Source organism: Ruegeria sp. BI12, from assembly GCF_056537985.1.
The window spans coordinates 1,105,859-1,132,235 of the sequence record NZ_JBQFSL010000001.1 but is presented as its reverse complement, the minus strand read 5'-3'; the positions used below and the strand labels follow the sequence as shown (position 1 = coordinate 1,132,235).

Below are 26,377 nucleotides of genomic sequence, written 5' to 3'. Positions count from 1 at the left end.
AGACATTTTTCTGACAAGTTAGATTTTTCCCTGCAATAACAACGCAAAGGACTTGGAAAAAACTTAGCTATTTTTCGATATTTCTGCCTGCTGACCGGATAATGACATCTCAAAAAACAGCAAAGTGCCTTTCGCGACCTCCGGAATCTCGGAATATGCGCCGCGTAGCTGGAAGCCCATCGACAGATACAAACGCGTCGCTGCCTTCAGTGGTTTGCCCGTGTCCATGCGAATGCAGTCAAACCCTTGTTTACGGCATTGTTCAATCAGAGAAAGCATGACGGCGTGTCCCGCACCCGTCCCGCGTGCGGCTTCGTTAACAAATACCCGTTTGATTTCGGCGATACCCGGCTCGATTGTTCGAAACATTCCGCAGCCGACAGCTTGCCCATCCTTCAACACCAGTCGCACACCACCGTCGGGACAGGCATGTTCGACTTCGATATTTTCCATCAGTTGGGCATACACATCGCGCGGATAATAGGTTTTTACAACGCGCACGGACTTGGCATCCAACGTCAGCAGGAAATCGCGATATTCCCAACACAAACGCCGAACCTCATCAAAGTGGTCCGGCGTTTCAGCTTCGATAACTTCAAGCAAAACACGATCCTCAATCAAAACCTGAGGATCACTTTAGCATTGTTGGCGTCACTTGCGAAGAATGGACGCGCCCGCGTATTCCGCAACCTCACCCAGCGATTCCTCGATACGGATCAGTTGGTTGTATTTGGCCAACCGGTCCGACCGCGCCAGCGAGCCGGTTTTGATCTGACCGCAGTTGGTTGCAACCGCCAGATCAGCGATGGTTGCGTCCTCGGTCTCGCCCGAGCGGTGCGACATGACGTTGGTGTAACGTGCACGGTGGGCCATATCGACGGCGCGCAGCGTTTCAGTCAGCGATCCGATCTGGTTTACCTTGACCAGCATCGAGTTGGCACAACCGCGCTCGATCCCTTCGGCCAGACGCGCCGGGTTGGTTACGAACAGATCATCACCCACCAACTGCACCTTGTCGCCGATCATGTCGGTCAGGGCTTTCCAGCCGTCCCAGTCATCTTCGGACATGCCGTCTTCGATCGAGATGATCGGATAGTCTTTGACCAGAGCCGCCAGATACTCAGCGTTTTCCTCTGACGTCAGCGAGATGTTCTCGCCCGACAAGACGTATTTGCCGTCCTTGTAGTACTCGGTCGCTGCGCAATCCAACGCCAGATGGATTTCCTCGCCTGGCTTATAGCCTGCCTTTTCAATGGACTGCAGGATGAAATCCAGCGCTTCGCGGGTGGATGCGATATTGGGGGCAAAGCCGCCCTCGTCGCCAACACCGGTGGCAAGACCAGCCGCCGACAGCTCACGTTTCAGGGTGTGGAACACCTCAGAACCCATGCGCACGGCTTCGCGGATATTCGCGGCCGACGTCGGCATGATCATGAATTCCTGAATATCGATCGGGTTGTCCGCGTGCTCACCGCCATTGATGATATTCATCATCGGCACAGGCAGAACACGAGCCGAAGTGCCACCGACATAACGATAGAGCGGTTGCGTAGTGAAATCTGCAGCAGCCTTAGCTGTCGCCAGCGAGACACCCAGAATGGCGTTGGCGCCCAGACGACCTTTGTTCTCGGTCCCGTCCAGCTCGATCATCGCACCATCGATGGCCACCTGCTCGGTCGCGTCATAGCCAACCAGTTCTTCGGCAATTTCACCGTTTACAGCAGCGACAGCCTCAAGGACGCCCTTGCCCATGTAGCGGGACTTGTCACCGTCGCGCTTTTCCACCGCCTCGTACGCGCCGGTCGATGCGCCCGAAGGTACTGCGGCGCGGCCCATGGTCCCATCTTCCAGGATCACGTCCACTTCGACCGTAGGGTTGCCCCGGCTGTCCAGGATTTCGCGTGCGTGGATGTCGATGATGGTGCTCATGAGGCCCGTCCCTGTGGCTGCATTTGGTTGCATGCCTCATAGCATCACCGGCCCAAAAGTAAACCAGTCACGTTATCGCTAACATATATATTCACGGAGGTTTAGGGCTAACAGCCCCGTGTTTGCGCCAACGTGCGACGATCCGTCAGGCCGCAACCGCCACTTCGCGTGCCAACCTGCGTTCGCGCAGAAAGGTATACATGCCTGATCCGATAATCAGTGACGCGCCTGTAATGGTCATCAGATCAGGGCGTTCCCCAAACATCAGCATCCCTGCAGCGATTGAGAAGACAAGTCGGCTGTACCGGAATGGCGTCAAGGCCGAGGCCTCTCCGATCCGCATTGCGGTAACGATGCCGTAGTAGCCCAAGACACCAAAGCCCATCGCCCCAATGTATGATCCGAATTGCGAGGATTGTAGCGGAACAATTGGCTGGGCCGTGAACACCATCAAAACCACCCCAGCAAGCGCCACGGCGATGTAGGCTTGCATGGCAACAACGGATGAGGCCACACGAACGTCCAGTTTGCGCGTAATCAGATCACGTGCCGCGATAGCAATAACAGTCGCTACCACGAACAGCGACTCGGGCTGAAATCCTTCCAGACCCGGACGAATAATCATCAGGACACCGATAAAGCCGATCCCGATGGCGCTCCACCGTCGCCAACCGACATGTTCGCCCAGAAATAATGCGGCCCCCATAGTCACGGCCAGCGGCATCGCTTGGAAAACGGCTGCTACAGTGGACAGTTCGACCAGAGACAGCGCAGTTACAAAGGTTAATGCACCTACCGCTTCTGTCCCTGCTCGCGCCAGCGGCAGGCCTTGCCACGCCACTGGATCCAGGATGCGTTTGCGCGTGGCCAACGACAACGCCACGAAGACCAGTCCACATACCAACCCCAGTGCGATCATGATCTGACCCGTAGGGACAGTGATCGACAAATGCTTGATGAACATATCCTCAAGCGCGAAGGCCGCCATCGACCCGATGATCAGCAAAATGCCGTGTACGTTGTTCATGCGCGTGTCCGTTGGGATGGGCTGATAAAATCTGCGCCCTTGAGTCACCAAAACCGGAACATCCGCGACGTCGCAAGCCATATTGCGACATGTTTGATGAATTGCCGTGCGGCAACCAATCGCGTTTCGTGATGTATCAGTCCTGCTCCAGCGGCACGCCGTACAGTTCCAGACGATGCCCTTTCAGCTTATATCCCAGCTTGGCGGCGATTTTTTCTTGCAGGGCTTCGATCTCAGGGTCGACGAATTCGATCACTTCCCCCGACTGCATATCGATCAGATGGTCATGATGATCGCGTTCGGCATCTTCATAGCGCGCGCGCCCGTCACCGAATTCCAATCGTTCCAGAATCCCCGCCTCTTCGAACAGTTTCACGGTGCGATAGACGGTGGCAATGGAGATACCCGAATCCACCTTTGAGGCACGGGCATACAGCTCTTCTACATCCGGATGATCTTCGCTTTGCTGCAACACCTGCGCAATTGTGCGGCGCTGACCCGTCATGCGCAGACCTTTGGCTTCGCAACGGGCAATGATCGTGTCGGACATAGTGACCCTCAGAGTAGTTCGGATTTCTGTCTTAGTACGTCTGCGCCGCTGGCGCTACAGGGGAATTGCACCTAAGCAACACGGCGAAGATCAGCCCAAATCGGCAAGTGATCCGATGCAATATGCGCAGGTCGCGCACTGTGGACACCATGCACTACCGCCTCAAGCCCCGCGCCCAGCGCGATCCGGTCCAGCGCACCCAGCGGCTGCGCAGCCGGGAAACTGGGAACCGGGGGCAAAAAACGCATGTCAGGCGCAAGGTGGTCGAGCACAGGTTGGCGAGACCATTCGTTGAAATCACCGGCCCAGACGGTGGGCATGTTGTCCAGATCCTCATCGCAGCGCCGGATGTGGTGAATCTGTTGCCGCCGGGATGCAGGCAGAAGACCCAGATGCATGCCCATGACACGAAGTGGACCGATCTGGGTATCAAACTCAACCCGAACAGCACCGCGAGGCTCCAGCCCCGGCAGGTCATGGTGACCTGTTTTGCGCACGTCGATTTTGTCTCCGCGCCAGATGACGGCATTGCCGTGCCATCCAAGGCTGCCTGCGCCGCCAAGATCAACAATCTGCCAGCCCGCCTCGTCCAGCATGAAATGGGGCAGAGCTGCGGGCCTCGGCGGCAACCTCTTGTCGGCTTCCTGCAGCACAACGATATCCGCTTGCATGCTGTCGATCACCTGCATGATGCGCTGAGGCTGGCGGCGAAAATCCAACCCAACGCATTTCTGGATGTTATAGCTTGCAATCCGAAGGGTAGATTGAGGCGACATACGGTTCCGATCAAATGGTCGACCCCCAAAGTGCCATGCTGGTTGCGGGGTGCAACCCCAGTCTTTCTTAGGTCGATAAATTAACGCTGATTATCCTGGCCATTTGCCCGAAAATTCGGCAGACCGCGCCATCAGGAATGCCGCGCTTGATCCGCAAGGTGCTGATGTTCTATCCCATTGAAACCTGTCCAATTGAGGCCTGAAGTGGTTTCCAGCAATACATTCTCGAGCAACCGCACCTGGCCAAGCATCGTACTGGTGATTGGTGGCATGATGTGGGGCCTTTACTGGATCCCCGTGCGTTTCTTCTTTGATCTGGGCCTGACCGGACCATGGCCGGGAATCGCGATGTACAGCATGGCGCTGCTGGTTCTGATTCCTTTCATTTGGAAAGAGCGGGTAACACTGGCTCTGCAATGGCGCGATCTTGTGCTCAGCGGGATGTTCACCGGAGCGGCTTTCAGCCTTTATTCCATCAGCCTTGTTTATACGGATGTTGTGCGGTCGATCCTGCTGTTCTACCTCACTCCGATCTGGAGCACGATCTTGGGCCGGGTTTTTCTGGGCGAACGCCTTAGCTTGGGGCGGCTTGCAGGCCTTGCTTGCGGTGTGGGCGGCCTCTTCGTTGTGCTGGGGGACTCGGGCGGTGTGCCGCTGCCGCGGAACCCCGGTGACTGGATGGCGCTGGCCTCCGGCATGTGCTGGGCACTGGGTACCTTGGGGCTGTATAGAACCAGCACGATCTCAGCTTTGGGTCAGGTCTTTGCCTTTGTCGCGGGCGCGCTGATCCTTTCGATGGTCAGCCTGACAGTCCTGCCTGCACCAGTATTGCCGACAATCGCGCAGGCCGATGTACTTTGGACCCTACAGTTGGTCCTGCTATCGGCCTTTTACACCTTACCCATGGTATTCATGACGATCTGGCCTGCGACCAAGCTGTCCCCTGCCCGCGTAGGCATTTTGTTGATGAGCGAGGTTGTGGTCGGTCTGGCCTCGGCCGCTGCTTTCTCAGGCGAGCCGTTCGGTTTGCGCGAACTGTTGGGCGCAATCCTGATCGTCAGCGCCGCCGTTTTGGAAATCGTACGGAACTAGGCAAAACCCGCTTTCGCAAGTGTTGGCCTATCCTGCTCAAACAGGTATCTGTTTGGGAGTTTGATGCCCTATCAGGACGTTACCAGATGTCGACACCAAATGCAGAACGCAGAAAACAGCTTGAGGGTCGCTCGCTCATTATCGCTATGGCTGGCAACCTGTTCATGGGCGCGGCGGGAATTCTGGCCGGGGTCTTGTCCAACTCTAACGCAATCATGATGGATGGCCTGTATTCTCTGGTTGGCTTTGGATCGGCTTTCCTGGGTCGCCGCATCAGCCTTCGGATCGATGCGGGCCCCGACAAGCGGCGCCCATTTGGTTATGCGTCAGATGAGGCGATTTTTTCCACCTTCCGCTCTCTCTCGCTGTTGGGGCTGGTGCTGTTCGCCATCACGAATGCAGTCAAGAACATCTACAGCTATTACAATGGAATGATGCCCGAGCCGCTGATCTTCGGCCCGATGTTTATCTATTTCGCCGCCATCGGTCTGACCTGCGTGCTGTTGTGGGCGTTTCACTATTTCACCTGGCGACAAACCGGCAAGACCAGCGCAATCCTGCGGTTGGAATCCAAGGCTGCGCTGTTCGATGGCCTGTTCACTGCCGCAGCCGGAATTGGCCTTGGCGCGATCTATCTGTTCCGGGACGGGGCCCTGTCGTCAGTCGCACCCGTTGGGGATTCAATCATCGTTTTGTTCCTGTGTATTCTGGCAATCAGTTCCTATGTGCGCGACTTTCGCGGCGGGCTGGGTGAGCTTGCAAACGCCACCGCCAGCCCGGACCTTATCGCAGCCGCAAGGCGCGCCCTGCGTCCCGCAATCACTGAAGACGGTGGCGCATTGCGGGACATGTCCGTGATCAAGCAGGGTCGAACAATTCTGATCACCGTCTACTACGATCCTCAGCGTGCCATCACCGCCGATGAGGTCGACACCCTGAACCTGCGCATGGTGCGCGATGCACGCAGGGCAATCGACGGGGCGGACGTCTACCTAATGATTTCGCAATACGCGCGGCGCTGGCCAGACGAGATTAACCCCTATCGCGACGAGGTCTGAGTGTCAGCGCATCAGGTGCCGCAGAACGTGGCATGCACCACTTCGCTCTCAGATGGGGGACGTTTCAGATCATCCGCGTCGGGCTGGTTCTCATACGGTTGCGACAGCACGTTGTTCAGTCTGTGAAAAGGCTGATAGTCGCCCTGAACGGCGGACTGGATCATTTGCTCAACCCGGTGATTGCGCGGAATGAAGACCGGGTTTGCGGCGGCCATTGTGATGGTTACGTCTTGCTCATGTTTCAGACGGGCATTCCAGCCTTCGGACCAGGCATCATACGCCGTAGGATCGGTGAACTGATCGCGTGCGGCCTCACTGCCCAGCGCACGGAACGTGTTGGTGAAATCTGCCTGGTTTTGCGCCATGCGTGTTAGCAAGTCCGAGATCAGCTCCAGATCGCCCTCTTGCCCGGCCGCCAATCCGATCTTTGCGCAGAAGCGCTTCAACCAATTCTCTTGCAGCAGCGCAGGCATGGCATGCACGATCTCGGTCGCTTCTTCAACGGCGGCCTCCTTGTCATCCATTTGCTGAATCAGTGCTGTCGCCAGTTGCGCCACGTTCCAAACGGCAATGTCGGGCTGGTTGGAATAGGCATAGCGCCCCATTCGGTCAATCGAGCTGTAGACCGTGTTCGGATGATAGCTGTCCATAAAGGCGCAAGGTCCATAGTCAATGGTCTCGCCCGCGATTGAGCAATTGTCGGTGTTCATCACCCCATGGATAAAGCCTACGCTCATCCATGCCGCGATCAGCCGCGATTGTGCTTCGACGACCGCACGCAACAGGCCCATCGGACCGTCCGCATCCGGGTAGTGACGATCAATGGCGTATTCCGTCAGGCGGCGCAGGCTGTCCAGTTGGCCGCGCGCGGCGAAAACCTGGAATGTCCCGACCCGTAGATGGCTTTGCGCCACACGGGTCAGAACCGCACCGGGCATCGGTCCCTCGCGCAGTACAATCTCTCCGGTCTCAACAGCGGCCAGCGCGCGGGTTGTCGGGATGCCCAGCGCATGCATTGCCTCGGACACCACGTATTCACGCAGCACGGGTCCCAGCCAAGCGCGACCATCCCCCTGACGACTGAATGGGGTTGGGCCGGAACCTTTGAGTTGGATATCCCGGCGAAGACCATCTGTACCGATGGTTTCGCCCAGCAAAACAGCTCTGCCGTCCCCAAGCTGCGGGTTATAGTTTCCGAACTGATGCCCGGAATAGAGCTGCGCAATTGGCTCTGCACCGTCAGGCAGCGTATTGCCGGCGAAGGCTTCGGCCATCTCTTGCACATCGCCAGGTGTGACATTCAGGATCTGCGCCAAATCGGTGTTGAACGCGATCAGATGCGGCGCACGCACAGGGATAGGCGCTTGCCGCGCATAAAAGCTGTTGGGAAGGCGGGCGTAGCTGTTGTCAAACGGGATCGTCAGGGTCATGCAGCAAACATATTCCTTGCGCACACGAATACCATAGCGGATCGCACGATCACGTGCATAATCGGCCCCAATGACGAGAGGCCCAATGACCGCACAGCAGATCATCGACCACCTGAAACTGGAACGACACCCCGAAGGCGGCTGGTTCCGCGAAACCTGGCGCGCGGACAACGAGGGCCGCGCCACCGGGACCTGCATCTATTTCCTGCTGGCCGCAGGGGAAAGCAGTCACTGGCACCGCGTGGACGCGACCGAAATCTGGCTCTACCACTCCGGCGCCCCGTTGATCCTGTCTCTGAGTGCAACGAACGACGGCCCAGCCACCGACCACGTACTAAGCCCGGATCTGTCGCAAGGCGCACCGCAACTGATCGTGCCCAAGAACCACTGGCAAGCGGCGCGCACCACAGGAGACTATACGCTGCTCAGCTGTACCGTTTCCCCAGGGTTCGAGTTCGGCGGGTTCGAATTAGCCGAACCGGGGTTTGACATCGCTCGTGGCGAATGAATGGACCACCGCGCCCTCATAGCGTCGCTGCCACCTGAGGCCAAAGGTCAGCTACAACAGCGCTCGGACGCAGCAGGTCTGCGGCACCTTCTGGGTTACCTGGCGCTGCTGTCCCTTACCGGTGCCAGTATTGCGTGGCGGGTTCCTCTTTGGCCACTTCTGATCGTGCCACAGGGTGTCCTACTGGTGTTTTTGTTTACGCTCAGCCACGAGTGCACCCACAAGACCCCGTTCAAGACTGGCTGGTTGAACGACGTTGTCGGGCACCTGGTGTCAATCCCAATCGCCCTACCCTTTACATGGTTTCGGTATTTTCACCTCGCACACCACAAATGGACAAACCACCCGGAAAAAGACCCTGAGCTTGGCGGTAAGCCACGACCGCAAGACCGGCTGAGCCTGCTGCTCTATCTGTCGGGCTGGCCTTACTGGAAAGGCATGGCACTTGTCCTGTTACAAAACGCCCTTGGTCGCATCGACGCCCCGTACCTACCTGTGCGCCAACACACCGCCATGCGGGCTGAGGCACGTCTGCTGTTGATACTCTACGTGGTCGCAGCTCTAAGCCTGCTCCTGTCCCCGCTACTCTTCTGGCTTTGGATTTTACCCGTTCTGGTGGGGCAACCATTCTTGCGCCTCTATCTACTGGCGGAACACGGCCTGTGTCCGCCAGTCGCCAACATGCTCGAGAACTCGCGCACCACGTTCACCAACCGGATCGTGCGTTTTTTGGCCTGGAACATGCCCTACCACGCAGAGCATCACGCCTTTCCGAATGTCCCGTTCCACCAGCTTCCGGCCCTGCATCACTGGACGCGGGCGCATCTGAAATCGACTTCGGACGGATACACTGAGTTTACAAGTGACTATGTGCGCAGCGTGAAGCGCAGACCAATCAGCTAAGTATTCGTAGATCGGCTGCTTTGAGGACACTTTGACCGATTCTGCTGCGCGCATCAAAGTTTCAGGGTTCTCACTGTAACGTTCCAAGAACAGTCTTTACAATGTGGGCCCATTGTCCGGACCTTTGGGACCACTGTTCAGTCTTTCTTGCGGATTTTGATCAACCAAAAGGCATAACCAGCCAAAAACTTGACAGGAATGACACAGCTTACCCACTATCAATAAGGAGCCTAGGCAAAGGCAAAGTGCTAGTGGTTTTGGGGGATAGAACGAATTGTTTTAGCGATTACAGCGGCTTGTGAACGCTGATCGAAATTTGAGGACCAACATGATTTTATCCAAAGTGCGTGCCGGGTGGCTACGCTTTCAACAAATGTATCGGTTTTCTGATCGGTTCGAACGTTTCGAACTCATCGTAAACACGGCGCATATGTCTCCGATAGAGCGTCATGTGACAATGCACATGGCGACAAACCGCCATGCGGTGTACGCCATCAGCTATGCGCACTGGCGGGTCAAAAGGATTAACAAGATTCTAGAATTGTATGGCCAAGACTGGTTTGATGGAAAACGCGTATTGGAACTTGGCAGCGGACTGAGCGACATTGGCGCGTTCTTCGCAGACCTTGGAGCCGATGTACTGTGTCTTGAAGGCCGGAATGAAACGGCACAGATGGCCAGGCTCAAGCACCGAAGAGTTCCGAATTTAAAGGTCGAAGTATTTGATTTAGAGCAAGATTTCACCAAATTCGGCAAGTTTGACATGATCATTCATTTTGGCCTGTTGTACCACATCCCACAGGTCGAGGAGCATCTGGCACAGTGTTTTTCAATGACGCGCGAAGTCGTACTAGAAACCGTGGTTTGCGACAGTGATGACCCTATGCGAATTGAGCTGGTACCGGAGGAAAAGGACGTCATCGAAGAGGCCATGCATGGAATGGGTAGCCGTCCGTCGGCTGCTTTCGTCGAACGTATTGCCCGGGAAAACAAGTTCGAACCAACAATGATCGCGACACAGGACCTGAATGTGGGCGATCAGTTCGTGTACGACTGGAAATCGAAAAACGATGGCGACCTCGGCGGTTGGAGGAACAGAAGGTTCTGGCGAATGTCATCGGAGGCTGAAGGGTGAATTTGGACATCGTCAGGGAGTTTCGGTCGAATTGTCCGAGGTATTCTGAATATCTACAAATCTTCTTCGCGATACTGGGTTTCAAGAAGAGTGCAAATTGACGCCCTTGGAACGGTTAGACCTTTTTTGGCACCGGCAGCTTCCTCCGCAAAGCAGCCTTTAGGCGAAACACTGTTTAGCCCTCAGCCCCATTCGCAACCGAACTCACAACCCCACCACCAACCAGCGCCTTCACACCCGTTGTTCCCGGACACGAGGTCGGCAGCCTGCGAGCGACGCGTGCCGCCAGATAGGCGAAGGCCTGCGCCTCAAGCATATCTCCGTCCAGACCCACGGCCTCGACCGGTTCGACCGCGCAGTCCAATGCAACGCGCAGCATCTCCATCAATACCGGGTTGTGTCTACCGCCGCCGGTGACCAACAGACGCGAGGGTGGCTTGGGGCAGTGTTCCATCCCCTGCACCACGCCTGCTGCACACATGCCGGTAAGCGTGGCAACCGCGTCCGCATCGCTAAGCTCCTGCACCAGTTTGATCATCTCGGAAAAATCGTTCCGATCCAGTGATTTCGGCGGCATACGTGTGAAATAAGGCTCGGACAGAAACAGCTCGAGCGCGCCTGTCTCGACAGTGCCTCCGCGCGCAACAGCCCCGTCGCGGTCCATCGGCAGGCCCAGACGCGCCTGCATCAAATCATCAACCGGTGCATTCGCGGGACCGGTATCGAAAGCCAGCAACGCACCGGGGGCTTCGGGACCATCGAAACTTGGATCCACATAAGTCAGGTTCCCGACACCGCCGAGGTTCAGAAAGCACAGCGGCTGGGTTGCCTCGATCCACTTGGCGCAAGCGAAGTGAAAGAACGGCGCTAGCGGAGCCCCCTCGCCGCCCATCGCCACATCATCGCTGCGGAAATCCCAGACAACCGGAACACCCAATGCCTGAGCCAGCCCTTTGCCGTCGCCAACCTGCAATGTCCCACGTCCGCGCGGTTCATGCGCAAGGGTTTGGCCATGCACGCCGATCAGGTCCACCTCATCGAATTCAGACAGTGCCTCGGCATGCGCCAATGTAACGAGTTCTGCCGCGGCATCCACGTCAGGCCCGTGCCATTGCCCCAGTGCGGCGCGCAGAACTGCGCGTTCTTCATCGGTGTAAGCGCGATACCCAATTGGACCAAAGTCGATAATCCGGTGTCCGTCCGTTTCGACGACCGCGGCATCCACCCCATCCATCGAAGTGCCGGACATCGCACCCAAAACCCTGATCGCACCTGTTCGTTTGATGGCCCGCCCCACGGTGATCTCTCCTGCCGAATTAGGTGTGTACCGTCATGGTTGATCGGCACAGCCCGTTTAACCTGCCCCTTCCGCCGAAGCTAAGGCAAGACGGTTCCCGCGAGGGTCGCGCTTTTTCCCGACAATTTGGTATAAGGAACACAAATTGGACTTAGTGGCATATGGCAGACACGTATTCGCAGAAACAACCCTCTGAAGGCCGGAACTATTTCCTGATCTTCTGGTCCGGTGCTCTGGCAACTATTGGGGGACAGCTGATCAACCCAAATCTGGTGCTTCCGTTCCTGTATCTGGCTTTGGGCGCGCCGACGTTCTTCGCGGGGATGCTTCTTCCCTTTGTCACCGGATCGCGCCTGATTGCCGAGATCTTTGTCTCACCCTTCATCAACCGGGCGACCCGCGCCAAGCTGGCCGTGTATATACCGAATCTTTTGACCGCAGCGGTGCTGGCGGCGGTAGCGTTGTTCTCGACAAAGCTGCCCAGCGTGATGATTGTATTGCTGTTTCTGACCACAGCGACGGTTCTGGGTTTGTGCCAGGGTATTGCCAGTCTTGGTACCAGCCAGATCTACGGCATCTCTGTCCCCGAAGCGAAACGAAATCGGATGGTGTTTGCGCAGGCCACCATCTCGGGCATTTTGGCCATCATCGTCGTTCTGGTCACGCGCGACCTGCTGTCCGGGGATCAACCGATGCAGCGCCATATCGTCGTCCTGTGGTGCGGTGTGATCGCCATGTTCGCCGCGGGCGTTGCATTTGCGGGGGTACGGCTGCTTGAGGAAGAACAGCACACCGAATTGCCAGAGCCAAAGACAAAACCCAAACCCCTTGCCGAATTGGCAACCGGATTCAAGACCGGCATGGCCTACTCGTGGTATCGCAAGTTTTTGTCGGCCCGGCTGATCTTTGTTTCTGTCGAGTTGGCGATGCCGTTTTATACGATCCATGCCGCGACGCTGCATATGGGGACCAAACATTCGCTCAGCTATTTTGTGATGGGGGCCAGCCTTGGACTGGTGATTGGCTCGCTTTTGTGGGGATGGCTCAGCAATCGTATTTCGGTCAAACCCGTTATGTGGCTGGGGTGCCTGATCGCTGCTATCTCGGCCCTGATGGCATTGGGTTTCACGTTCCTCGGTTACGCTCAGAATGTCTGGATCTATACGCTGGTGATCCTGCTTTTGTCGCTCGGCGGAAACGGAGTGATCTATGGGCGCTATCTGTACCTTATTCAGATGAGCGTCGAAAAAGAGCGCCCATATCTGGTCGCGCTGGGGGATGTCAGCGCGGGGCTTGTCGGAATTGTCTTTGCCGCAATCCTCGGTGCTGTCGCACATATGCACGATCCGATCACCCCGATCTTTGCACTGTTGGTGCTGAACCTGATCGCGATGATCTACGCCTTCCGCCTGCCGCCAGTCAAAAGCTGAAACACTCGCCGTTTTTCTTCGAAAAGGTGCCTTTTCCTTACTGAATGCGCCGCCTATACAGTGCCCCGCAACATCAACCCAAAGGGCACGATATGACCTACCACCCCAAATCGGATTTCATCGCCACGATGATCGAGCGCGGCTTTCTCGCCGACTGCACCGATTATCAGGGCCTTGACGAAGCGCTGATCAGTGGGTGCAAACCGGCCTATATCGGCTTTGATGCGACGGCCAAGTCGTTGCATGTGGGCAGCCTGATCCAGATCATGATGCTGCGGTGGTTCCAGAAAACCGGTCACCAGCCAATTACCCTGATGGGCGGCGGCACCACCAAGGTGGGCGACCCTTCGTTTCGCGCGGATGAACGCCCCTTGCTGGGCCCCGAACAGATCGACGAAAACATCGCCGGCATCAAAAAGGTGTTCTCGGCCTATATTGACTATGACAGCGACGCCGAAAACAAGGCGCTGATGCTGAACAATGCCGAATGGCTTGATGGCCTGAACTACCTCGATTTCCTACGCGATATCGGGCGCCATTTCTCGGTCAATCGGATGCTGGCGTTTGAATCGGTGAAATCGCGGTTGGATCGCGAGCAATCGTTGAGCTTCCTTGAATTCAACTACATGATCCTGCAGGCCTATGACTTCCTTGAGCTGAACCGCCGCTACGGCTGCGTGCTGCAAATGGGTGGTTCGGATCAGTGGGGCAACATCGTTAACGGTATCGACCTGACGCGTCGGGTGCTGGATCATGAAATCTACGGCCTGACGTCGCCCCTGCTGACCACCAGCGACGGCAAGAAGATGGGCAAGTCGCAGGACGGTGCGGTCTGGCTGAACGCAGAAATGCGCTCGCCTTACGAATTCTGGCAGTTCTGGCGCAATACGACCGACGCGGATGTTGGCCGTTTCCTGAAGCTTTACACCGAATTGCCCGTAGATGAGTGTGAGCGTCTTGGCGCGCTGCAGGGGTCCGAAATCAACGAAGCCAAAATCCGCCTTGCCAACGAGGTCACCGCCCTACTGCACGGAACTGAGGCTGCGGCCAATGCCGAAGCCACGGCGCGGGAAGTGTTCGAAAAGGGCGGCGTTGGGGATGATCTCCCGACCCTTACCCTCAGCGCGGATGAACTGGGTGACGGGATGTCCATCGTGCAGGTCATCGTGAAATCGGGTCTGGCAAAATCAGGCAAAGAGGCCAAACGCCTGATCGCAGAAAACGGTGCGAAACTGGATGACGCACCGCTAACTGATGCCGGGCTGATGATCGACGCGGGCGCACTTTCGTCGCCGATCAAGTTGAGCGCTGGTAAAAAGCGCCACGCACTGGTTCAGCTGGGCTAGGCCACTCAATAGTTCAGAAAAAACAAAGGCCACCCGGTTGGGTGGCCTTTTTCCTTTGGCTGGCGTCAAAACGCCTGTTGTTAGCGCTCTTCCTTACTGCCGCCGTTGCCAGAACCACCGCCTCCGTGACCTTGGCCGTTATTGCTGCCGCCATTGCCGGTTCCGGGCCCAGAACCGCCGTTGTTTCCGCCGCCGTTACCAGAGTTACCAGCGTTGCCGTTCCCGTTTCCGGGCCCACCGTTGCTGCCGCCATTTCCGTGGCCACCGCCATGGCCGCCGCCATTATTGCCGCCGTTGCCAGAGCCGCCGCCGCCGTTACCAGAGCCGCCACCCTGACCATTATTGCCACCACCGTTTCCAGTTCCGGGTCCAGATCCGCCGTTGTTACCACCGCCGTTACCCGGGTTGCCGGCATTGCCGTTTCCATTGCCGGGGCCATTTCCGCCGCCGTTGCCGCCGCCATTTCCGCCGCCGTTACCGCCGCCGTTGCCGCCGCCGTTGCCGCCGCCATTTCCGCCGCCGTTACCGCCGCCATTTCCGCCGCCGTTGCCGCCGCCATTTCCGCCGCCGTTGCCGCCGCCGTTACCGCCGCCATTTCCGCCGCCGTTGCCGCCGCCATTTCCGCCGCCGTTGCCGCCGCCATTTCCACCGCCGTTGCCGCCGCCGTCTCCACCGCCGCTGCCGCCGCCGTCTCCACCGCCGCTGCCGCCGCCGTTGCCGCCGCCATTTCCACCGCCGTCGCCGCCGCCGTCTCCACCGCCGCTGCCGCCGCCGTCTCCACCGCCGCTGCCGCCGCCGTCTCCACCGCCACTGCCGCCGCCGTCTCCACCGCCGCTGCCGCCGCCGTCTCCACCGCCGCTGCCGCCGCCGTCTCCACCGCCGCTGCCGCCGCCATTTCCACCGCCGTTGCCGCCGCCGTCTCCACCGCCGCTGCCGCCACCGTCTCCGCCACCTGGGCCACCTGGTGCTCCGCCGGGACCGCCTGGTGCACCGCCACCAGACCCGCCGCCAGAGGAGCTACCTCCTCCAGAAGACTCGCCGCCCGAGCCATTCTCACCGCTGGAATTGGAACCGCTCCCAGATGATTGGCTGGAATCACGATCTTCGCCATTCGAGGTCACCGCCGCGATCGTCCCAGTTGAAAAATCCGTCAACAATGCGGCCAAACCGGGGCACTGTTGACCAGTTGCAGCCAGTATCGAATCGAAATCGGAATGCTTCTGCAGCCGGTTCAGGAAACTCGGGGTCACTTGAGTGCAATCACACAGTGTTTGGTAGTCTCCTGCATTTGCTGCGATCCGTGCTGTGCGTGCGTCGCAAACCCCAGATGCAGCTTGCGCTGTGGTCACCAAAAGCGCCCCAACAAACGGAGAGGCCACCAAAGCCGAAACGCTAGATTTCAGTTTAATTCGCATCATTTAGCTCCTTGCGCCTTAACACCCAAGTGCGTCAGGGTCTTCCGTTACCAAGTGGGAGCCGCAAATGAAGTAAGGATAAATATCCGCTGAAGATGCGTTAACTTTGGCTCACCACCACTCATTAAACTCGGGCACAACACCAGTTGTGACGGTCCGATAGGCCAAATATACAACATCTATTAAGACCGCCACATCAAAAGTGGCAGAAAAGTGTCAAAATTTTGGAGAGGTATCCGTGATGCAACTATCGACATCCGCGGCAATCATAACTGGCGGCGCGTCAGGTCTGGGTGAGGCAACCGCCCGCTATTTCGCAGAACAGGGCGCGCAGGTGACGATCCTGGATCGCGACGCTGAGCGCGGCCCCAAAGTGGCCGCAGAGATCGGCGGGCATTTTGCGGAAACGGATGTGACAGACGAAGCCTCGGTCGCGTCGGCAATCGAGCATGCGATGAACAAAATGGGCCGTATCACGGCCACGGTGAACTGCGCCGGGATCGCCTATGGGATCAAGACAGTCGGCAAGGATGGCCCCCACCCTTTGGACGCGTTTCAGCGCACAATCGACATCAATCTGGTGGGCACGTTCAACGTTTCACGCCTTGCGGCAGCCGAGATGGCAAAGAATGATCCCGAACCGGACGGCGCGCGCGGAGTAATCATCAACACGGCCTCAATCGCAGCATTCGATGGGCAAAAGGGACAAGCGGCCTATGCGGCGTCGAAGGGTGGCGTGGTCGGAATGACACTGCCGATGGCACGCGATCTGGCGTCAACCGGGGTTCGGGTGATGACCATCGCACCGGGGATTTTCATGACCCCGATGCTGGCGGGCCTGCCTGAAGAAGTACAACAACAACTGGCAGCAGATGTCCCCAACCCTGCCCGTCTGGGCGATCCGCGCGAATACGGGCGGCTGGCCGGCTTCATCGTCGAGATGGGCTATCTGAACGGAGAGGTCATTCGCATCGACGGAGCCCTTCGCATGCGCTAAGCCTGTCCCATGACAGAGCAGGAAAAGATGCAGTCCGGGCAGTGGTATTGTTGCCTGGACCCGGAGCTTGAGGAGCTGCGCACGCGCGCCCGGCTTGCAGTCCACACGCATAACACCTGCCCTCCTGATGCCCGTGGTGCCATGGCACCCGAGCTGCGAGCGTTGTTCGCAAGCGTCGGGCCAGACTGCTTACTCGAGGCTCCGTTTCATTGCGCTTACGGACTAAATATCCGCCTCGGCGCGCGGGTTTATTTCAACGCGGGCTGCGTGATTTTGGACACCGCTCAGGTTCAGATCGGTGATGACACAATGTTTGGCCCACACGCGCAGATCTATTGCGCGCAGCACGCCAAAGACCCCGTTGAGCGTGCAAAAGGTTTGGAAATTGGAATACCCGTTACCATTGGCCGAAACGTCTGGGTTGGCGGAGGTGCTATCGTTATGCCCGGCGTCACAGTCGGCGACAACGCCATCATTGGCGCTGGCAGCGTTGTAACCAAAGACGTCGCGGCCGGGGAAACCGTTGTCGGCAATCCTGCACGACCGTTGACGCGCCCCTAAGCGCCCTCGGCCTTTTCCTCAAGCTCCAGCCACTCTTCTTCTGCGGCTGACAGCTTCTCTTGCCGTTCGACCAGCGCATCGGTTGCTTTTTGGAACTTGATCGGTTCACGGGTAAAAAGCTCAGGGTCTGACATAAGCTCTTCCAGCTTGCCTATTTCAGCTTCCAGGCGGGCAATTTCGGCGGGAAGTTTCTCTAGCCGGTGTTTTTCCGAGAAGGAAAGCCCGGATTTCGGCTGCGCATCTTGCTTTTGCTTCGACTTCGAAGCCCTTGCTTTTTCAGTCTTCTTTTCGATGACATCGCCTCTTTGCGCGATGTAATCCGACCAACCGCCCGCATAGACGGTCGCGCGGCCATTGCCCTCCATCGCAATCGTCGTGGTGGCAACCCTGTCCAAAAAATCCCGATCGTGGCTAACCAGCAGGACAGTGCCGTCATAGTCGTCCAGCAACTCCTGCAAAAGATCCAGAGTTTCGACATCGAGATCGTTGGTCGGTTCGTCCAGTACCAACAGATTTGACGATTTGGCCATCAGTTTAGCTAGCAGAAGACGCGCTTTTTCGCCTCCAGACAATGACTTAACGGCCGCTCTTGCCTGCGCATCATCAAACAGGAATTCCTTGAGGTAGCCGACCACGTGTTTGGGTTGACCCCTAACCATCACTTGATCCGCCTTGCCTGACACCCGCATTTCGGGATCCCCGGTCAGGCTGTCCCACAGTGTCATTTCGGGATCCAGCTGCGCGCGGGCCTGATCGAACACCGCAATCTCAAGGTTGGTGCCCAGCGTTACCGTCCCCTCATCGGGCTGTTCCTGTCCGAGCAACATCTTAAGCAACGTCGTCTTGCCCACACCGTTGGGCCCGACAAAAGCCACGCGATCCCCACGTTGCGCCAACAGATCAAAATTCCTAACGATCTGGTGCGTGCCAAAAGTCTTGGACAAACCTTTGGCTTCAATCACTTTTCGTCCGGATTTTGGCCCTGCCTCCAATGACATTGCCGCCGATCCCTGACGTTTGATCTGCGCGGCCTTCTCAGCGCGCAAAGCCTGCAAAGCCCGAACCCGACCCTGATTCCGCTTGCGTCGTGCACTGATGCCTTCGACGGCCCATTTGGCTTCGGACTTGATCAATCGGTTCAGCTTGTGTCGCTGCTGATCTTCTTCTTCCCAAATCTTGTCGCGCCAGGTCTCAAAAGCCTCGAACCCTTGTTCTTGCCGCCGCACCATGCCGCGGTCGATCCATAGCGTCGCGCGGGTCAGAGCGCGCAAAAACGCACGGTCGTGTGAAATCAAAACAAAGGCTGCTCGGGTCGACCCCAATTCGCGTTCCAGCCAGGCAATCGCTTCGATATCGAGATGGTTCGTCGGCTCGTCCAGCAGCATCAGATCGGGCGCTTCGGCCATCAGTTTCGCCAATGCTGCCCTGCGACGTTCGCCACCCGAAGCGGTTTCAACCGGGCGGGATGGATCGAATTTCAGCCCCTCGCCGGCGCGTTCGACTTTATAAAGCTCGCCCGGTTCCAATCCGCTGGACGCATAATCGCCCAAGGTGGCGAACCCTTCCATGCCGGGGTCCTGCTCCATGTAGCCAACGGATTTCCCCGGCGGCACCACGATGTCCCCTTGATCAGGCTCAACCAAACCCGCCATGACTTTCATCAGGGTCGACTTTCCCGACCCGTTCCGCCCGACCAAAGCCACACGGTCGCCCGGCTGGACCACCAGATCCAACCCCGAAAACACCGGATCACCCCCGAAAGTCAGGGAAATGCCGGACATCTGCAACAAAGGAATTCTCGCCATGCCGCCAGCTAAACCGGTCAGCACAAGGCGTCAACGCCCCCCTTCACCTTTTCGAAAATACTCAAACTACCGGATCACCGCCCGGAGCAGCCGTTTACGTGCTGGAGGAATCGCGCCAATCTCTAGCCCTGTGAACACGTGTAGCGTGTTCATATTGCGATCCACCACCGCGTGATCGCTGACCCAGCCCCCCATCATCAGATAGGTGCGCAACAAAGGCGGCATGCGCAGCATTGCCTTTTTCGCATCGGGTCTACGCCGCAGGCGCGTGGCAAACTTGAACACATCGGGGGCTTTGGCCCTTGGCAACCAGCGTTTTGGCGCCAGATGCCGATGTTTCAGCATAGCAAATGCATCCAGGTATTCGACGGTCTCGGTCCCGGCAAAGGACGAGCAGCCGAACAACATCTTTACGTTATTCTGGTCCACATATTTGGTCATCGCGCCCCAGGCGACACGTAGAATATCCGGGTCGATCCAGTCCGGGTGGATACAGAATCTGCCCATCTCGACCATGCGGCCGTCAAATTCCCGCAGCGCGGACAGATCATAGAACCGGGCCGAATAACTGCGGTCAATCTCGGCCCCGTGTTCCATTGTCAGCATTCTGAAGCAACACACCAGCGCTCCATCGCTGCGCGAATCTTCGACGAGAATATGCGCACAGATCGGATCAAACTCATCCCGGTCAATCTGATCAGTACCAAAAGCAAGGGTTCGCAACCTCTGAGCGGACACAACGTCCTGCTCGGACTGCGCCAAACGTGCCCGGTACCTGCCCTTTCCCAACATTAATGCCATGGTCGCATCCTCCGCGGTTGCTGACCTGCTTCTTGTTGCAGCGGTTCTACCACAGAACATGTGACCGTCCTGTGACTGTAGCAAGTGGCGACAGAGACTTAATTCGCGCCCGGAATGTTCGCCGGGTTAAAGTTGCCGATGTTACCCAACAGCTGACGCAGGAAACTGCGGTTCTGAACGCTGGATTCGGTCACGCGGCGGTCAAGAACCACCACATACCCGTCTTCAAGTCCAAACCGTTCGATATTCCGCACAACGCCACGCTGGTCAAAGCTGATCGCAACCAGTTCGCGCGATACGACTTCGGGCCGCTTTGGGCCGTAGTGGCGCACGCGCGAGCGTACATAGTAGAAACCCGAATCCTTCACCAATCCGGCAGAGGAAGGGGCACCGATGGTTTCAACCACGCTGTCACGGGTGTCCACGCCCACTTTGATCTCGGCCAGCTGGTCGGCTGGCGGGACGTATCCGTGATTCTTGAAGATGGGCGTGCATGCGCCAGCCACAACAAGACAGGCCGCAAAGACAAGCGTTTTGGACGCTGGTTTCAACCTGTTCACAACCTTCAACATTTACATCCTCTTGCCTTGGGACCTTGCGGACCCTATCCGATTACATAAACCGCAGCCCCGGTTCAACACACGAAAGGGTCACGAATGAATAGCAATACATCTCTGCGGGTGGCCGACCTGCCCCAAAACGCGCCGACTCCATTTGATCTGCGCCCCGATAGCAAGGGGTTGGACGCGATCAAAACAGATCTGGGTCTGTTGGGTTTGCGCAAGCTCAGCTTTGTGGGTGACGTAAGGGCACAAGGCAAACGCGACTGGATTCTTTCCGGAAAACTGGGGGCAACGGTGACTCAGCCCTGCGTCGTGACGCTTGAACCCGTGACCACGCGGATCGATGCGCCGGTATCGCGGGTCTATATGGCCGACTGGCAAGACCCTGACGAGCCCGAGTTTGAAATTCCCGAAGGCGATGAGACCGAACCGTTGGGCCCGGAGATCGACCCTGCATTGGTGATGGTCGAGGCGCTGTCGCTGGCCCTGCCCCAATATCCGCGCAAGGACGGCGCAGAGTTGGAACAGGCGGACTATACCGAGCCGGGCAAACAGGCGATGACGGACGAGGACGCAAAGCCGTTTGCCGGACTGGCGAATTTGCGCGATGCTTTGAAAAAAGACGAGTGACATAGGTCTGATTTCCTGTCATAGCAGGCCTCCAGAAAAATCGCTTGAACATGTCGAGAATCGCAGTATTTTCGCGCGCTCATCGGAATTTGGGTTGGACATTGCGGGGCCCGTCCCCTAAACGCGCGTCAAACCACGAGAAAAACGAAGAATGAAACCCGGCCAGCAGCGAATCTGCTGACCCTTAATAGACAAAGGTTGAGACCATGGCTGTCCAACAGAACAAAGTTTCCAAGTCGCGCCGCAATAACCGCCGCGCACATGACGCTCTGGTTGCTGCAAACCCGAACGAATGCCCCAACTGTGGCGAGCTGAAGCGCCCGCACCACGTCTGCGCGTCCTGCGGCCACTATGATGACCGTGAAGTCGTCGCTCAGGCCGACGAAATCGACCTGGACGAAGACGCGGCCTAAGCCTCATAACTCGTAGGCCAAGGCATGACGGAACAGCCCACGCAAACCGGACGGATTACCATCTCGGTTGACGCTATGGGTGGAGATTCGGGGCCCGCGACTGTCGTTGCGGGCATTGCCAAATCGGCAAACAAGAATCCCGACCTCGCCTTCGTTCTGCACGGGCCCGAGCAAAAGCTGCGCAAACTTGTCGCCAAACGGCGTGTCCTGCAGGGACGCGTCGTTTTTCGTGATTGCCCTGACGTGGTCACGATGGAGGACAAGCCCAGCCAGGTTGTTCGAAGCGGCAAGCAAACGTCGATGTGGTCGACGCTGGAATCGGTGCGCAAAGGCGAAGCGCATGGAGCAGTGTCCTGCGGCAATACCGGCGCGCTGATGGCGCTGTCGATGATGCGGTTGCGTAAATTGCCGGGCGTTAACCGTCCGGCTATCGCGATTCTGTGGCCGTCGCGCAACCCGCAAGGGTTCAACGTGATGCTGGATGTCGGCGCCGATGTGCGGGCCGACGCCAAGGATCTTCTGCAATATGCGCTGATGGGGGCCTCGTATGCCCGCAACGGCATGGCGCTGGATCGGCCTCGGATCGGTTTGCTTAATGTCGGCACCGAAGAACACAAAGGTCGGGCCGAGCTGAAAGAAGCCCACACGATGATCACGGACTTCGCGGAGCAGGCGAATTTCGACTTCGTTGGATTCGTGGAAGGCAGCGACATTCCTGGTGACAAGGCCGATGTCATTGTTACCGATGGCTTTACCGGAAATGTCGCGATCAAAACCGGCGAAGGCACCGCAAGCCTGATCGGTGATCTTCTGCGCGAAGCCTTCAAGTATTCCCCCCTGTCACGGCTTGCGTCGATTCTGGCCATCACCTCTCTGCAACGGCTGAAAAAACGCATCGACCCGCGCCGCGTGAATGGCGGTGTGTTCCTTGGCCTTAACGGAACCGTGGTCAAATCACATGGTGGCGCCGATGCCACCGGAGTTTCGGCAGCGATCAAACTGGCCTTCACCCTGGCGCAGTCGGGTTTTGCCGAAAAATTAGCGGCACGGGTTGCATCGACAGCCCAGCTTGCACAAGATGCCGCACACGTACCGCCAAAGGCGGGCGAATAACAATAAAGGCAGTAACCCCAAATGGCAGGCCGTTCAGTTGTTGTAGGTGTCGGACACTATTTGCCAGAGCGCATCGTTCCGAATTCCGAATTTGAAAAGACACTCGATACCTCGGATGAGTGGATAAGGTCGCGATCAGGAATCGAGCGCCGCCACTTCGCTGCCGATGGCGAAACCACGTCTGATCTTGCAACCAACGCTGCCGAGGCCGCCCTGGCCGATGCCGGCCTAACAGCCGAGGATATCGACGCAATCGTTCTGGCGACATCGACCGCCGACCTGACCTTCCCTTCTGCCGCGACCATGGTTCAGGCGCGCCTTGGCATGACGCACGGGTTTGCGTTTGATGTTCAGGCCGTCTGCGCAGGTTTTGTCTTTGCCCTCAGCAACGCCAATGCGTTGATCGTGTCCGGTCAGGCCAAACGCGTGCTGGTCATCGGTGCCGAGACGTTTTCGCGCATCATGGATTGGACTGATCGATCCACCTGTGTGCTGTTTGGCGACGGTGCAGGTGCGCTGGTCCTGGAATTGCAAGAGGGTGAAGGCACCGCACAGGATCGCGGCATTCTTTCGACTGATCTGAATTCCGACGGGCGTTACAAGGACTTGCTTTATGTAGACGGTGGCGTGTCGACCCAGTCGACCGGGCATCTGCGCATGCAGGGAAACCAGGTATTCCGCCACGCGGTCGAAAAGCTGGCAAAAACTGCAGAAACCGCACTTGGGCGTGCCGGCCTCGGCGCCTCGGATGTCGATTGGATCGTGCCGCATCAGGCCAATATCCGCATCATTCAGGGTACCGCCAAGAAAATGGGTCTGCCGATGGATAACGTCGTGGTGACAGTTCAGGATCACGGCAACACCTCTGCCGCATCGATTCCCCTTGCCCTTTCGGTGGGCAAACAGCGGGGCCAGATCAAGCCCGGCGACCTGATCGTGACCGAAGCCATCGGAGGCGGTCTGGCTTGGGGCGCTGTGGTTCTACGCTGGTAACCGGCGCAAAACGGCTTACACAGCCTCGTGCAATTCATTGATATTGACAGCGAATTTCCCCTCGCCATATTCTGCGGTATCAACAGGGGAAATGGTATGGGCGAAAAAACACTGACGCGAATGGATCTGAGCGAGGCTGTTTTCCGCGAGGTGGGCCTTTCACGCAATGAAAGCGCACAGCTTGTCGAAAGCGTTCTGAACCACATGTCGGACGCCCTTGTCCGCGGTGAGCAGGTCAAGATTTCGTCTTTTGGCACGTTCAGTGTTCGAGACAAAACCGCCCGCATCGGTCGTAACCCCAAAACCGGCGAAGAGGTGCCAATTCAACCTCGACGTGTTCTGACGTTCCGCCCGTCGCACCTGATGAAGGATCGCGTCGCCGCAGGGAACCGCAAGTAAATTCGGGACGAAACAGTCATGAGCAAGTCCCCCGACGCCTTTCGCACAATAAGTGAAGTTGCGGACTGGTTGGGCGTTCAGGCTCATGTCCTGCGCTTCTGGGAAAGCCGATTCAGTCAGGTCAAACCCGTCAAACGTGCTGGTGGCCGCCGATATTACCGGCCCAATGATATGCGCCTGTTGGGCGGCATCAAGAAACTGCTGCATGAGGACGGCATCACCATCAAAGGTGTCCAGCGCATCCTGCGCGAACAAGGGGTGGCCTATGTCTCCTCGCTGTCGCCCAGCCTGGATGAGCCAGCCGCGCCCGAGAGCGCCCCGGCAGACGAAAACGTTGTCGTGCCCTTTGCCGCCAAACCCACTGCGCCCAGCGACCAGATCGATATGGATCTGGGCGATCCGGCACCGAATGCCGAAGCGGCCAAGCCTGCAGAACATGCCCCTCAGGCCGAGACGCCCCCTCCTGCCCCAAAACAACCGCAAGCAGAGTCCCCTCAGCCCGCGCCCGAATATCTGGATGAGGCCCCGCTGATGGGCGGCATAGCCACACAAGCGTGGGAACGGACCGAGTTCGACGACGATCTTCTGCGTCGGATCGCGCCCATCGCCAAGGACTTGCGCGCTGTATTCAACCGAATTGAGAACCGGTCGGCAGGATAAGAAAAAAGGCGATGATTTCCTCTTGCCCCCGCCGGGAAAGTCTTTATGAACACCTCAACGTCGGGCTATGGCGCAGCCTGGTAGCGCGTCCGTCTGGGGGACGGAAGGTCGCAGGTTCGAGTCCTGCTAGCCCGACCAAATCACACCGACGTTTATGGCAGACAGGCCAGATCCCGCTCTGGCATCAGGGGGGATCGAAATGACAGGTGTATGCCCAAACCAACAGATCGAAGCGATGATCGCGCGCGGTGAAATCACCGCCAAGCCCGATGTAATCGCGGCGCAAGTCCAACCCGCCAGCCTAGATTTACGTTTAGGTACAGTTGCTTACCGGGTTCGCGCATCGTTCTTGGCGGGCGAAGGACGCTCGGTCGCGGATCGTCTGGCCGAGTTCGAGATGCACCGCATCGATATTAGCGACGGTGCTGTTCTTGAAAAAGGCTGCGTCTATCTGGTGCCGCTAATGGAATCGCTGGCCCTGCCCGCCGATATCAGCGCGGTTGCAAATGCCAAAAGCTCGACCGGGCGGCTGGATCTGTTGACCCGCACGATCACAGATGGTGGCACAGAATTTGATCGCGTGCCCGCCGGTTACACGGGGCCGCTTTTTGCCGAGATCTGCCCACGCTCATTTTCGGTACTGGTGCGTCCGGGCATGCGGCTGAACCAGATTCGCTTTCGCCAAGGTCAAGCGGTACTCAGCGACGCGGAGCTGACCGCGCTGCACAATGAATCCCCATTGGTCGATGGACCCGCGGTCATTCAGGACGGGCTGGGGTTCTCAGTCGATCTGCAATTGACCGATACCGATCTGGTTGGCTATCGCGCCAAGCCGCATACAGGTGTGATCGATCTGGACCGTATCGGCGAATACGACCCACAGGAATACTGGGAAGAGGTGCGAACTACTGACGGCCGCATCATCCTGGATCCTGGCGCATTCTATATTCTTGTCAGCCGCGAGGCGGTCCATATCCCGCCAATGTATGCGGCCGAAATGGCCCCCTATCTTGCGATGGTAGGCGAGTTCCGAGTTCACTATGCCGGCTTCTTCGACCCAGGGTTCGGTCATGCTGCAGCGGGCGGAGCGGGATCACGCGGTGTGCTGGAAGTACGCTGCCACGAAGCCCCCTTTGTTCTGGAACACGGGCAAGTTGTTGGACGACTTGTCTATGAGAAAATGGCTGAAATGCCCACCCAGCTTTATGGCGCCGGTATTGCGTCAAACTATCAGGGACAGGGGCTGAAGCTGTCCAAACACTTCAAGGCTGTTTGATACCTCTTGAACCGGCGCACATGCGAAACGCGCTCTGCCTGCTAGGCTTGGCGGTTGCCGTCGTCCTTTGCGCTCGAGTCATGAGGCACAGCTGATCTTTGCTTGGGCTTGCCCATCCGACCAGCCACATCAAAACCCTTGTCGATGCCTTTGTTGACGACCCGCCGCATGATCTGCCGAATGATCATGTCGATGATGCGATTCATATTCATTGCTCAACTCCTCAGATTGGCCACAACATAGGTGATTCCAACGGCAACAAAAGGGCCA

28 protein-coding genes and 1 tRNA gene are annotated in these 26,377 nt (G+C 57.7%); 17 read left to right on the top strand and 12 right to left on the bottom strand.

Features of this window, described 5'->3' with window-relative positions; translation table 11 throughout:
* Positions 1-63 precede the first annotated feature (63 nt).
* From ACR0AK_RS05870 to ACR0AK_RS05850, 5 genes are all read right to left on the bottom strand, one after another.
* On the bottom strand, positions 64-603 hold the full coding sequence (locus ACR0AK_RS05870) for a GNAT family N-acetyltransferase (protein WP_480792688.1): 540 nt from the start codon (positions 601-603) through the stop codon (positions 64-66).
* A 48-nt stretch (positions 604-651) separates the two neighbouring features.
* Positions 652-1,929, bottom strand: a complete 1,278-nt coding sequence (gene eno / locus ACR0AK_RS05865) for a phosphopyruvate hydratase (protein WP_170556888.1) — start codon at positions 1,927-1,929, stop codon at positions 652-654.
* Between the two features lie 145 nt (positions 1,930-2,074).
* A complete protein-coding gene (locus ACR0AK_RS05860) occupies positions 2,075-2,956 on the bottom strand; it encodes a DMT family transporter (RefSeq protein WP_170556886.1) in 882 nt (293 codons plus the stop codon).
* A gap of 136 nt (positions 2,957-3,092) precedes the next feature.
* Entirely contained in the window at positions 3,093-3,506 is a 414-nt protein-coding gene (locus ACR0AK_RS05855) for a Fur family transcriptional regulator (protein WP_170556884.1), read from the bottom strand.
* Between the two features lie 71 nt (positions 3,507-3,577).
* A complete protein-coding gene (locus ACR0AK_RS05850) occupies positions 3,578-4,282 on the bottom strand; it encodes an endonuclease/exonuclease/phosphatase family protein (RefSeq protein WP_170556882.1) in 705 nt (234 codons plus the stop codon).
* A gap of 204 nt (positions 4,283-4,486) precedes the next feature.
* Here ACR0AK_RS05850 and ACR0AK_RS05845 point away from each other — a divergent pair, with 204 nt between their 5' ends.
* Together ACR0AK_RS05845 and ACR0AK_RS05840 are read left to right on the top strand one after the other, a co-directional pair.
* Positions 4,487-5,374, top strand: coding sequence for a DMT family transporter (locus ACR0AK_RS05845; protein WP_480792687.1), 888 nt, complete (start codon positions 4,487-4,489; stop codon positions 5,372-5,374).
* Positions 5,375-5,460: 86 nt separating this feature from the next.
* Positions 5,461-6,432 (top strand): cation efflux transmembrane domain-containing protein, encoded by a 972-nt coding sequence (locus ACR0AK_RS05840; RefSeq protein ID WP_480792686.1) that lies wholly within the window; start codon positions 5,461-5,463, stop codon positions 6,430-6,432.
* Positions 6,433-6,443: 11 nt separating this feature from the next.
* Here ACR0AK_RS05840 and ACR0AK_RS05835 read toward each other — a convergent pair whose 3' ends face one another.
* The gene (locus ACR0AK_RS05835; protein ID WP_480793637.1) at positions 6,444-7,862 is read right to left on the bottom strand and encodes a protein adenylyltransferase SelO; all 1,419 of its coding nucleotides are present in this window, start codon (positions 7,860-7,862) and stop codon (positions 6,444-6,446) included.
* A gap of 85 nt (positions 7,863-7,947) precedes the next feature.
* Here ACR0AK_RS05835 and ACR0AK_RS05830 point away from each other — a divergent pair, with 85 nt between their 5' ends.
* The 3 genes from ACR0AK_RS05830 (at position 7,948) to ACR0AK_RS05820 (ending at position 10,408) form a co-directional block, all read left to right on the top strand.
* Positions 7,948-8,370, top strand: a complete 423-nt coding sequence (locus ACR0AK_RS05830) for a cupin domain-containing protein (protein ID WP_480792685.1) — start codon at positions 7,948-7,950, stop codon at positions 8,368-8,370.
* Positions 8,371-9,273 carry a fatty acid desaturase gene (locus ACR0AK_RS05825; protein WP_480792684.1) on the top strand — a complete coding sequence of 301 codons (903 nt, stop codon included), beginning with the start codon at positions 8,371-8,373 and terminating at the stop codon, positions 9,271-9,273.
* Positions 9,274-9,601: 328 nt separating this feature from the next.
* Positions 9,602-10,408: a class I SAM-dependent methyltransferase gene (locus tag ACR0AK_RS05820; protein ID WP_480792683.1), complete on the top strand. Its 807-nt coding sequence runs from the start codon at positions 9,602-9,604 to the stop codon at positions 10,406-10,408.
* Positions 10,409-10,583: 175 nt separating this feature from the next.
* Here the strand turns inward: ACR0AK_RS05820 and ACR0AK_RS05815 are convergent, their stop codons facing one another.
* Complete coding sequence (locus tag ACR0AK_RS05815) at positions 10,584-11,657, bottom strand: anhydro-N-acetylmuramic acid kinase (protein WP_480793636.1); 1,074 nt, start codon at positions 11,655-11,657, stop codon at positions 10,584-10,586.
* A gap of 209 nt (positions 11,658-11,866) precedes the next feature.
* Between ACR0AK_RS05815 and ACR0AK_RS05810 the strand changes: the two genes are divergently transcribed.
* Together ACR0AK_RS05810 and tyrS are read left to right on the top strand one after the other, a co-directional pair.
* Entirely contained in the window at positions 11,867-13,135 is a 1,269-nt protein-coding gene (locus ACR0AK_RS05810; protein ID WP_480792682.1) for an MFS transporter, read from the top strand.
* Positions 13,136-13,227: 92 nt separating this feature from the next.
* Complete coding sequence (gene tyrS / locus ACR0AK_RS05805) at positions 13,228-14,481, top strand: tyrosine--tRNA ligase (RefSeq protein ID WP_480792681.1); 1,254 nt, start codon at positions 13,228-13,230, stop codon at positions 14,479-14,481.
* 80 nt (positions 14,482-14,561) lie between these two features.
* Here the strand turns inward: tyrS and ACR0AK_RS05800 are convergent, their stop codons facing one another.
* The gene (locus ACR0AK_RS05800; protein WP_480792680.1) at positions 14,562-15,896 is read right to left on the bottom strand and encodes a hypothetical protein; all 1,335 of its coding nucleotides are present in this window, start codon (positions 15,894-15,896) and stop codon (positions 14,562-14,564) included.
* Between the two features lie 241 nt (positions 15,897-16,137).
* Between ACR0AK_RS05800 and ACR0AK_RS05795 the strand changes: the two genes are divergently transcribed.
* Together ACR0AK_RS05795 and ACR0AK_RS05790 are read left to right on the top strand one after the other, a co-directional pair.
* On the top strand, positions 16,138-16,893 hold the full coding sequence (locus ACR0AK_RS05795; protein WP_480792679.1) for a 3-hydroxyacyl-CoA dehydrogenase: 756 nt from the start codon (positions 16,138-16,140) through the stop codon (positions 16,891-16,893).
* A 9-nt stretch (positions 16,894-16,902) separates the two neighbouring features.
* Positions 16,903-17,454: a sugar O-acetyltransferase gene (locus ACR0AK_RS05790; protein ID WP_480792678.1), complete on the top strand. Its 552-nt coding sequence runs from the start codon at positions 16,903-16,905 to the stop codon at positions 17,452-17,454.
* Here ACR0AK_RS05790 and ACR0AK_RS05785 read toward each other — a convergent pair.
* The 3 genes from ACR0AK_RS05785 to ACR0AK_RS05775 all read right to left on the bottom strand — a co-directional run bounded on the left by ACR0AK_RS05785 (position 17,451) and on the right by ACR0AK_RS05775 (position 20,632).
* Positions 17,451-19,259 carry an ABC-F family ATP-binding cassette domain-containing protein gene (locus ACR0AK_RS05785; protein WP_480792677.1) on the bottom strand — a complete coding sequence of 603 codons (1,809 nt, stop codon included), beginning with the start codon at positions 19,257-19,259 and terminating at the stop codon, positions 17,451-17,453. The two genes, ACR0AK_RS05790 and ACR0AK_RS05785, sit on opposite strands and share 4 nt — an antisense overlap.
* 66 nt (positions 19,260-19,325) lie before the next feature.
* The gene (locus tag ACR0AK_RS05780) at positions 19,326-20,060 is read right to left on the bottom strand and encodes a GNAT family N-acetyltransferase (protein ID WP_480792676.1); all 735 of its coding nucleotides are present in this window, start codon (positions 20,058-20,060) and stop codon (positions 19,326-19,328) included.
* 98 nt (positions 20,061-20,158) lie between these two features.
* On the bottom strand, positions 20,159-20,632 hold the full coding sequence (locus tag ACR0AK_RS05775) for an outer membrane protein assembly factor BamE (RefSeq protein WP_170564309.1): 474 nt from the start codon (positions 20,630-20,632) through the stop codon (positions 20,159-20,161).
* A gap of 84 nt (positions 20,633-20,716) precedes the next feature.
* Between ACR0AK_RS05775 and ACR0AK_RS05770 the strand changes: the two genes are divergently transcribed.
* The 8 genes from ACR0AK_RS05770 to ACR0AK_RS05735 all read left to right on the top strand — a co-directional run bounded on the left by ACR0AK_RS05770 (position 20,717) and on the right by ACR0AK_RS05735 (position 26,107).
* Positions 20,717-21,253 (top strand): YceD family protein, encoded by a 537-nt coding sequence (locus ACR0AK_RS05770; RefSeq protein ID WP_480792675.1) that lies wholly within the window; start codon positions 20,717-20,719, stop codon positions 21,251-21,253.
* Positions 21,254-21,459: 206 nt separating this feature from the next.
* Complete coding sequence (gene rpmF, locus ACR0AK_RS05765; RefSeq protein WP_008756996.1) at positions 21,460-21,666, top strand: 50S ribosomal protein L32; 207 nt, start codon at positions 21,460-21,462, stop codon at positions 21,664-21,666.
* A gap of 24 nt (positions 21,667-21,690) precedes the next feature.
* Positions 21,691-22,779, top strand: coding sequence for a phosphate acyltransferase PlsX (plsX, locus tag ACR0AK_RS05760; RefSeq protein ID WP_170564315.1), 1,089 nt, complete (start codon positions 21,691-21,693; stop codon positions 22,777-22,779).
* 21 nt (positions 22,780-22,800) lie between these two features.
* Positions 22,801-23,772 carry a beta-ketoacyl-ACP synthase III gene (locus tag ACR0AK_RS05755; RefSeq protein ID WP_480792674.1) on the top strand — a complete coding sequence of 324 codons (972 nt, stop codon included), beginning with the start codon at positions 22,801-22,803 and terminating at the stop codon, positions 23,770-23,772.
* Positions 23,773-23,868: 96 nt separating this feature from the next.
* Positions 23,869-24,171 carry an integration host factor subunit alpha gene (ihfA, locus tag ACR0AK_RS05750; protein ID WP_170564321.1) on the top strand — a complete coding sequence of 101 codons (303 nt, stop codon included), beginning with the start codon at positions 23,869-23,871 and terminating at the stop codon, positions 24,169-24,171.
* Positions 24,172-24,189: 18 nt separating this feature from the next.
* Positions 24,190-24,831 carry a MerR family transcriptional regulator gene (locus ACR0AK_RS05745; protein ID WP_480792673.1) on the top strand — a complete coding sequence of 214 codons (642 nt, stop codon included), beginning with the start codon at positions 24,190-24,192 and terminating at the stop codon, positions 24,829-24,831.
* A 61-nt stretch (positions 24,832-24,892) separates the two neighbouring features.
* Positions 24,893-24,969: transfer RNA gene (locus ACR0AK_RS05740), tRNA-Pro, on the top strand.
* A gap of 61 nt (positions 24,970-25,030) precedes the next feature.
* The gene (locus ACR0AK_RS05735; protein ID WP_170564327.1) at positions 25,031-26,107 is read left to right on the top strand and encodes a 2'-deoxycytidine 5'-triphosphate deaminase; all 1,077 of its coding nucleotides are present in this window, start codon (positions 25,031-25,033) and stop codon (positions 26,105-26,107) included.
* A 41-nt stretch (positions 26,108-26,148) separates the two neighbouring features.
* Here ACR0AK_RS05735 and ACR0AK_RS05730 read toward each other — a convergent pair whose 3' ends face one another.
* Positions 26,149-26,319, bottom strand: a complete 171-nt coding sequence (locus tag ACR0AK_RS05730; RefSeq protein WP_480792672.1) for a hypothetical protein — start codon at positions 26,317-26,319, stop codon at positions 26,149-26,151.
* Positions 26,320-26,377: the final 58 nt, after the last annotated feature.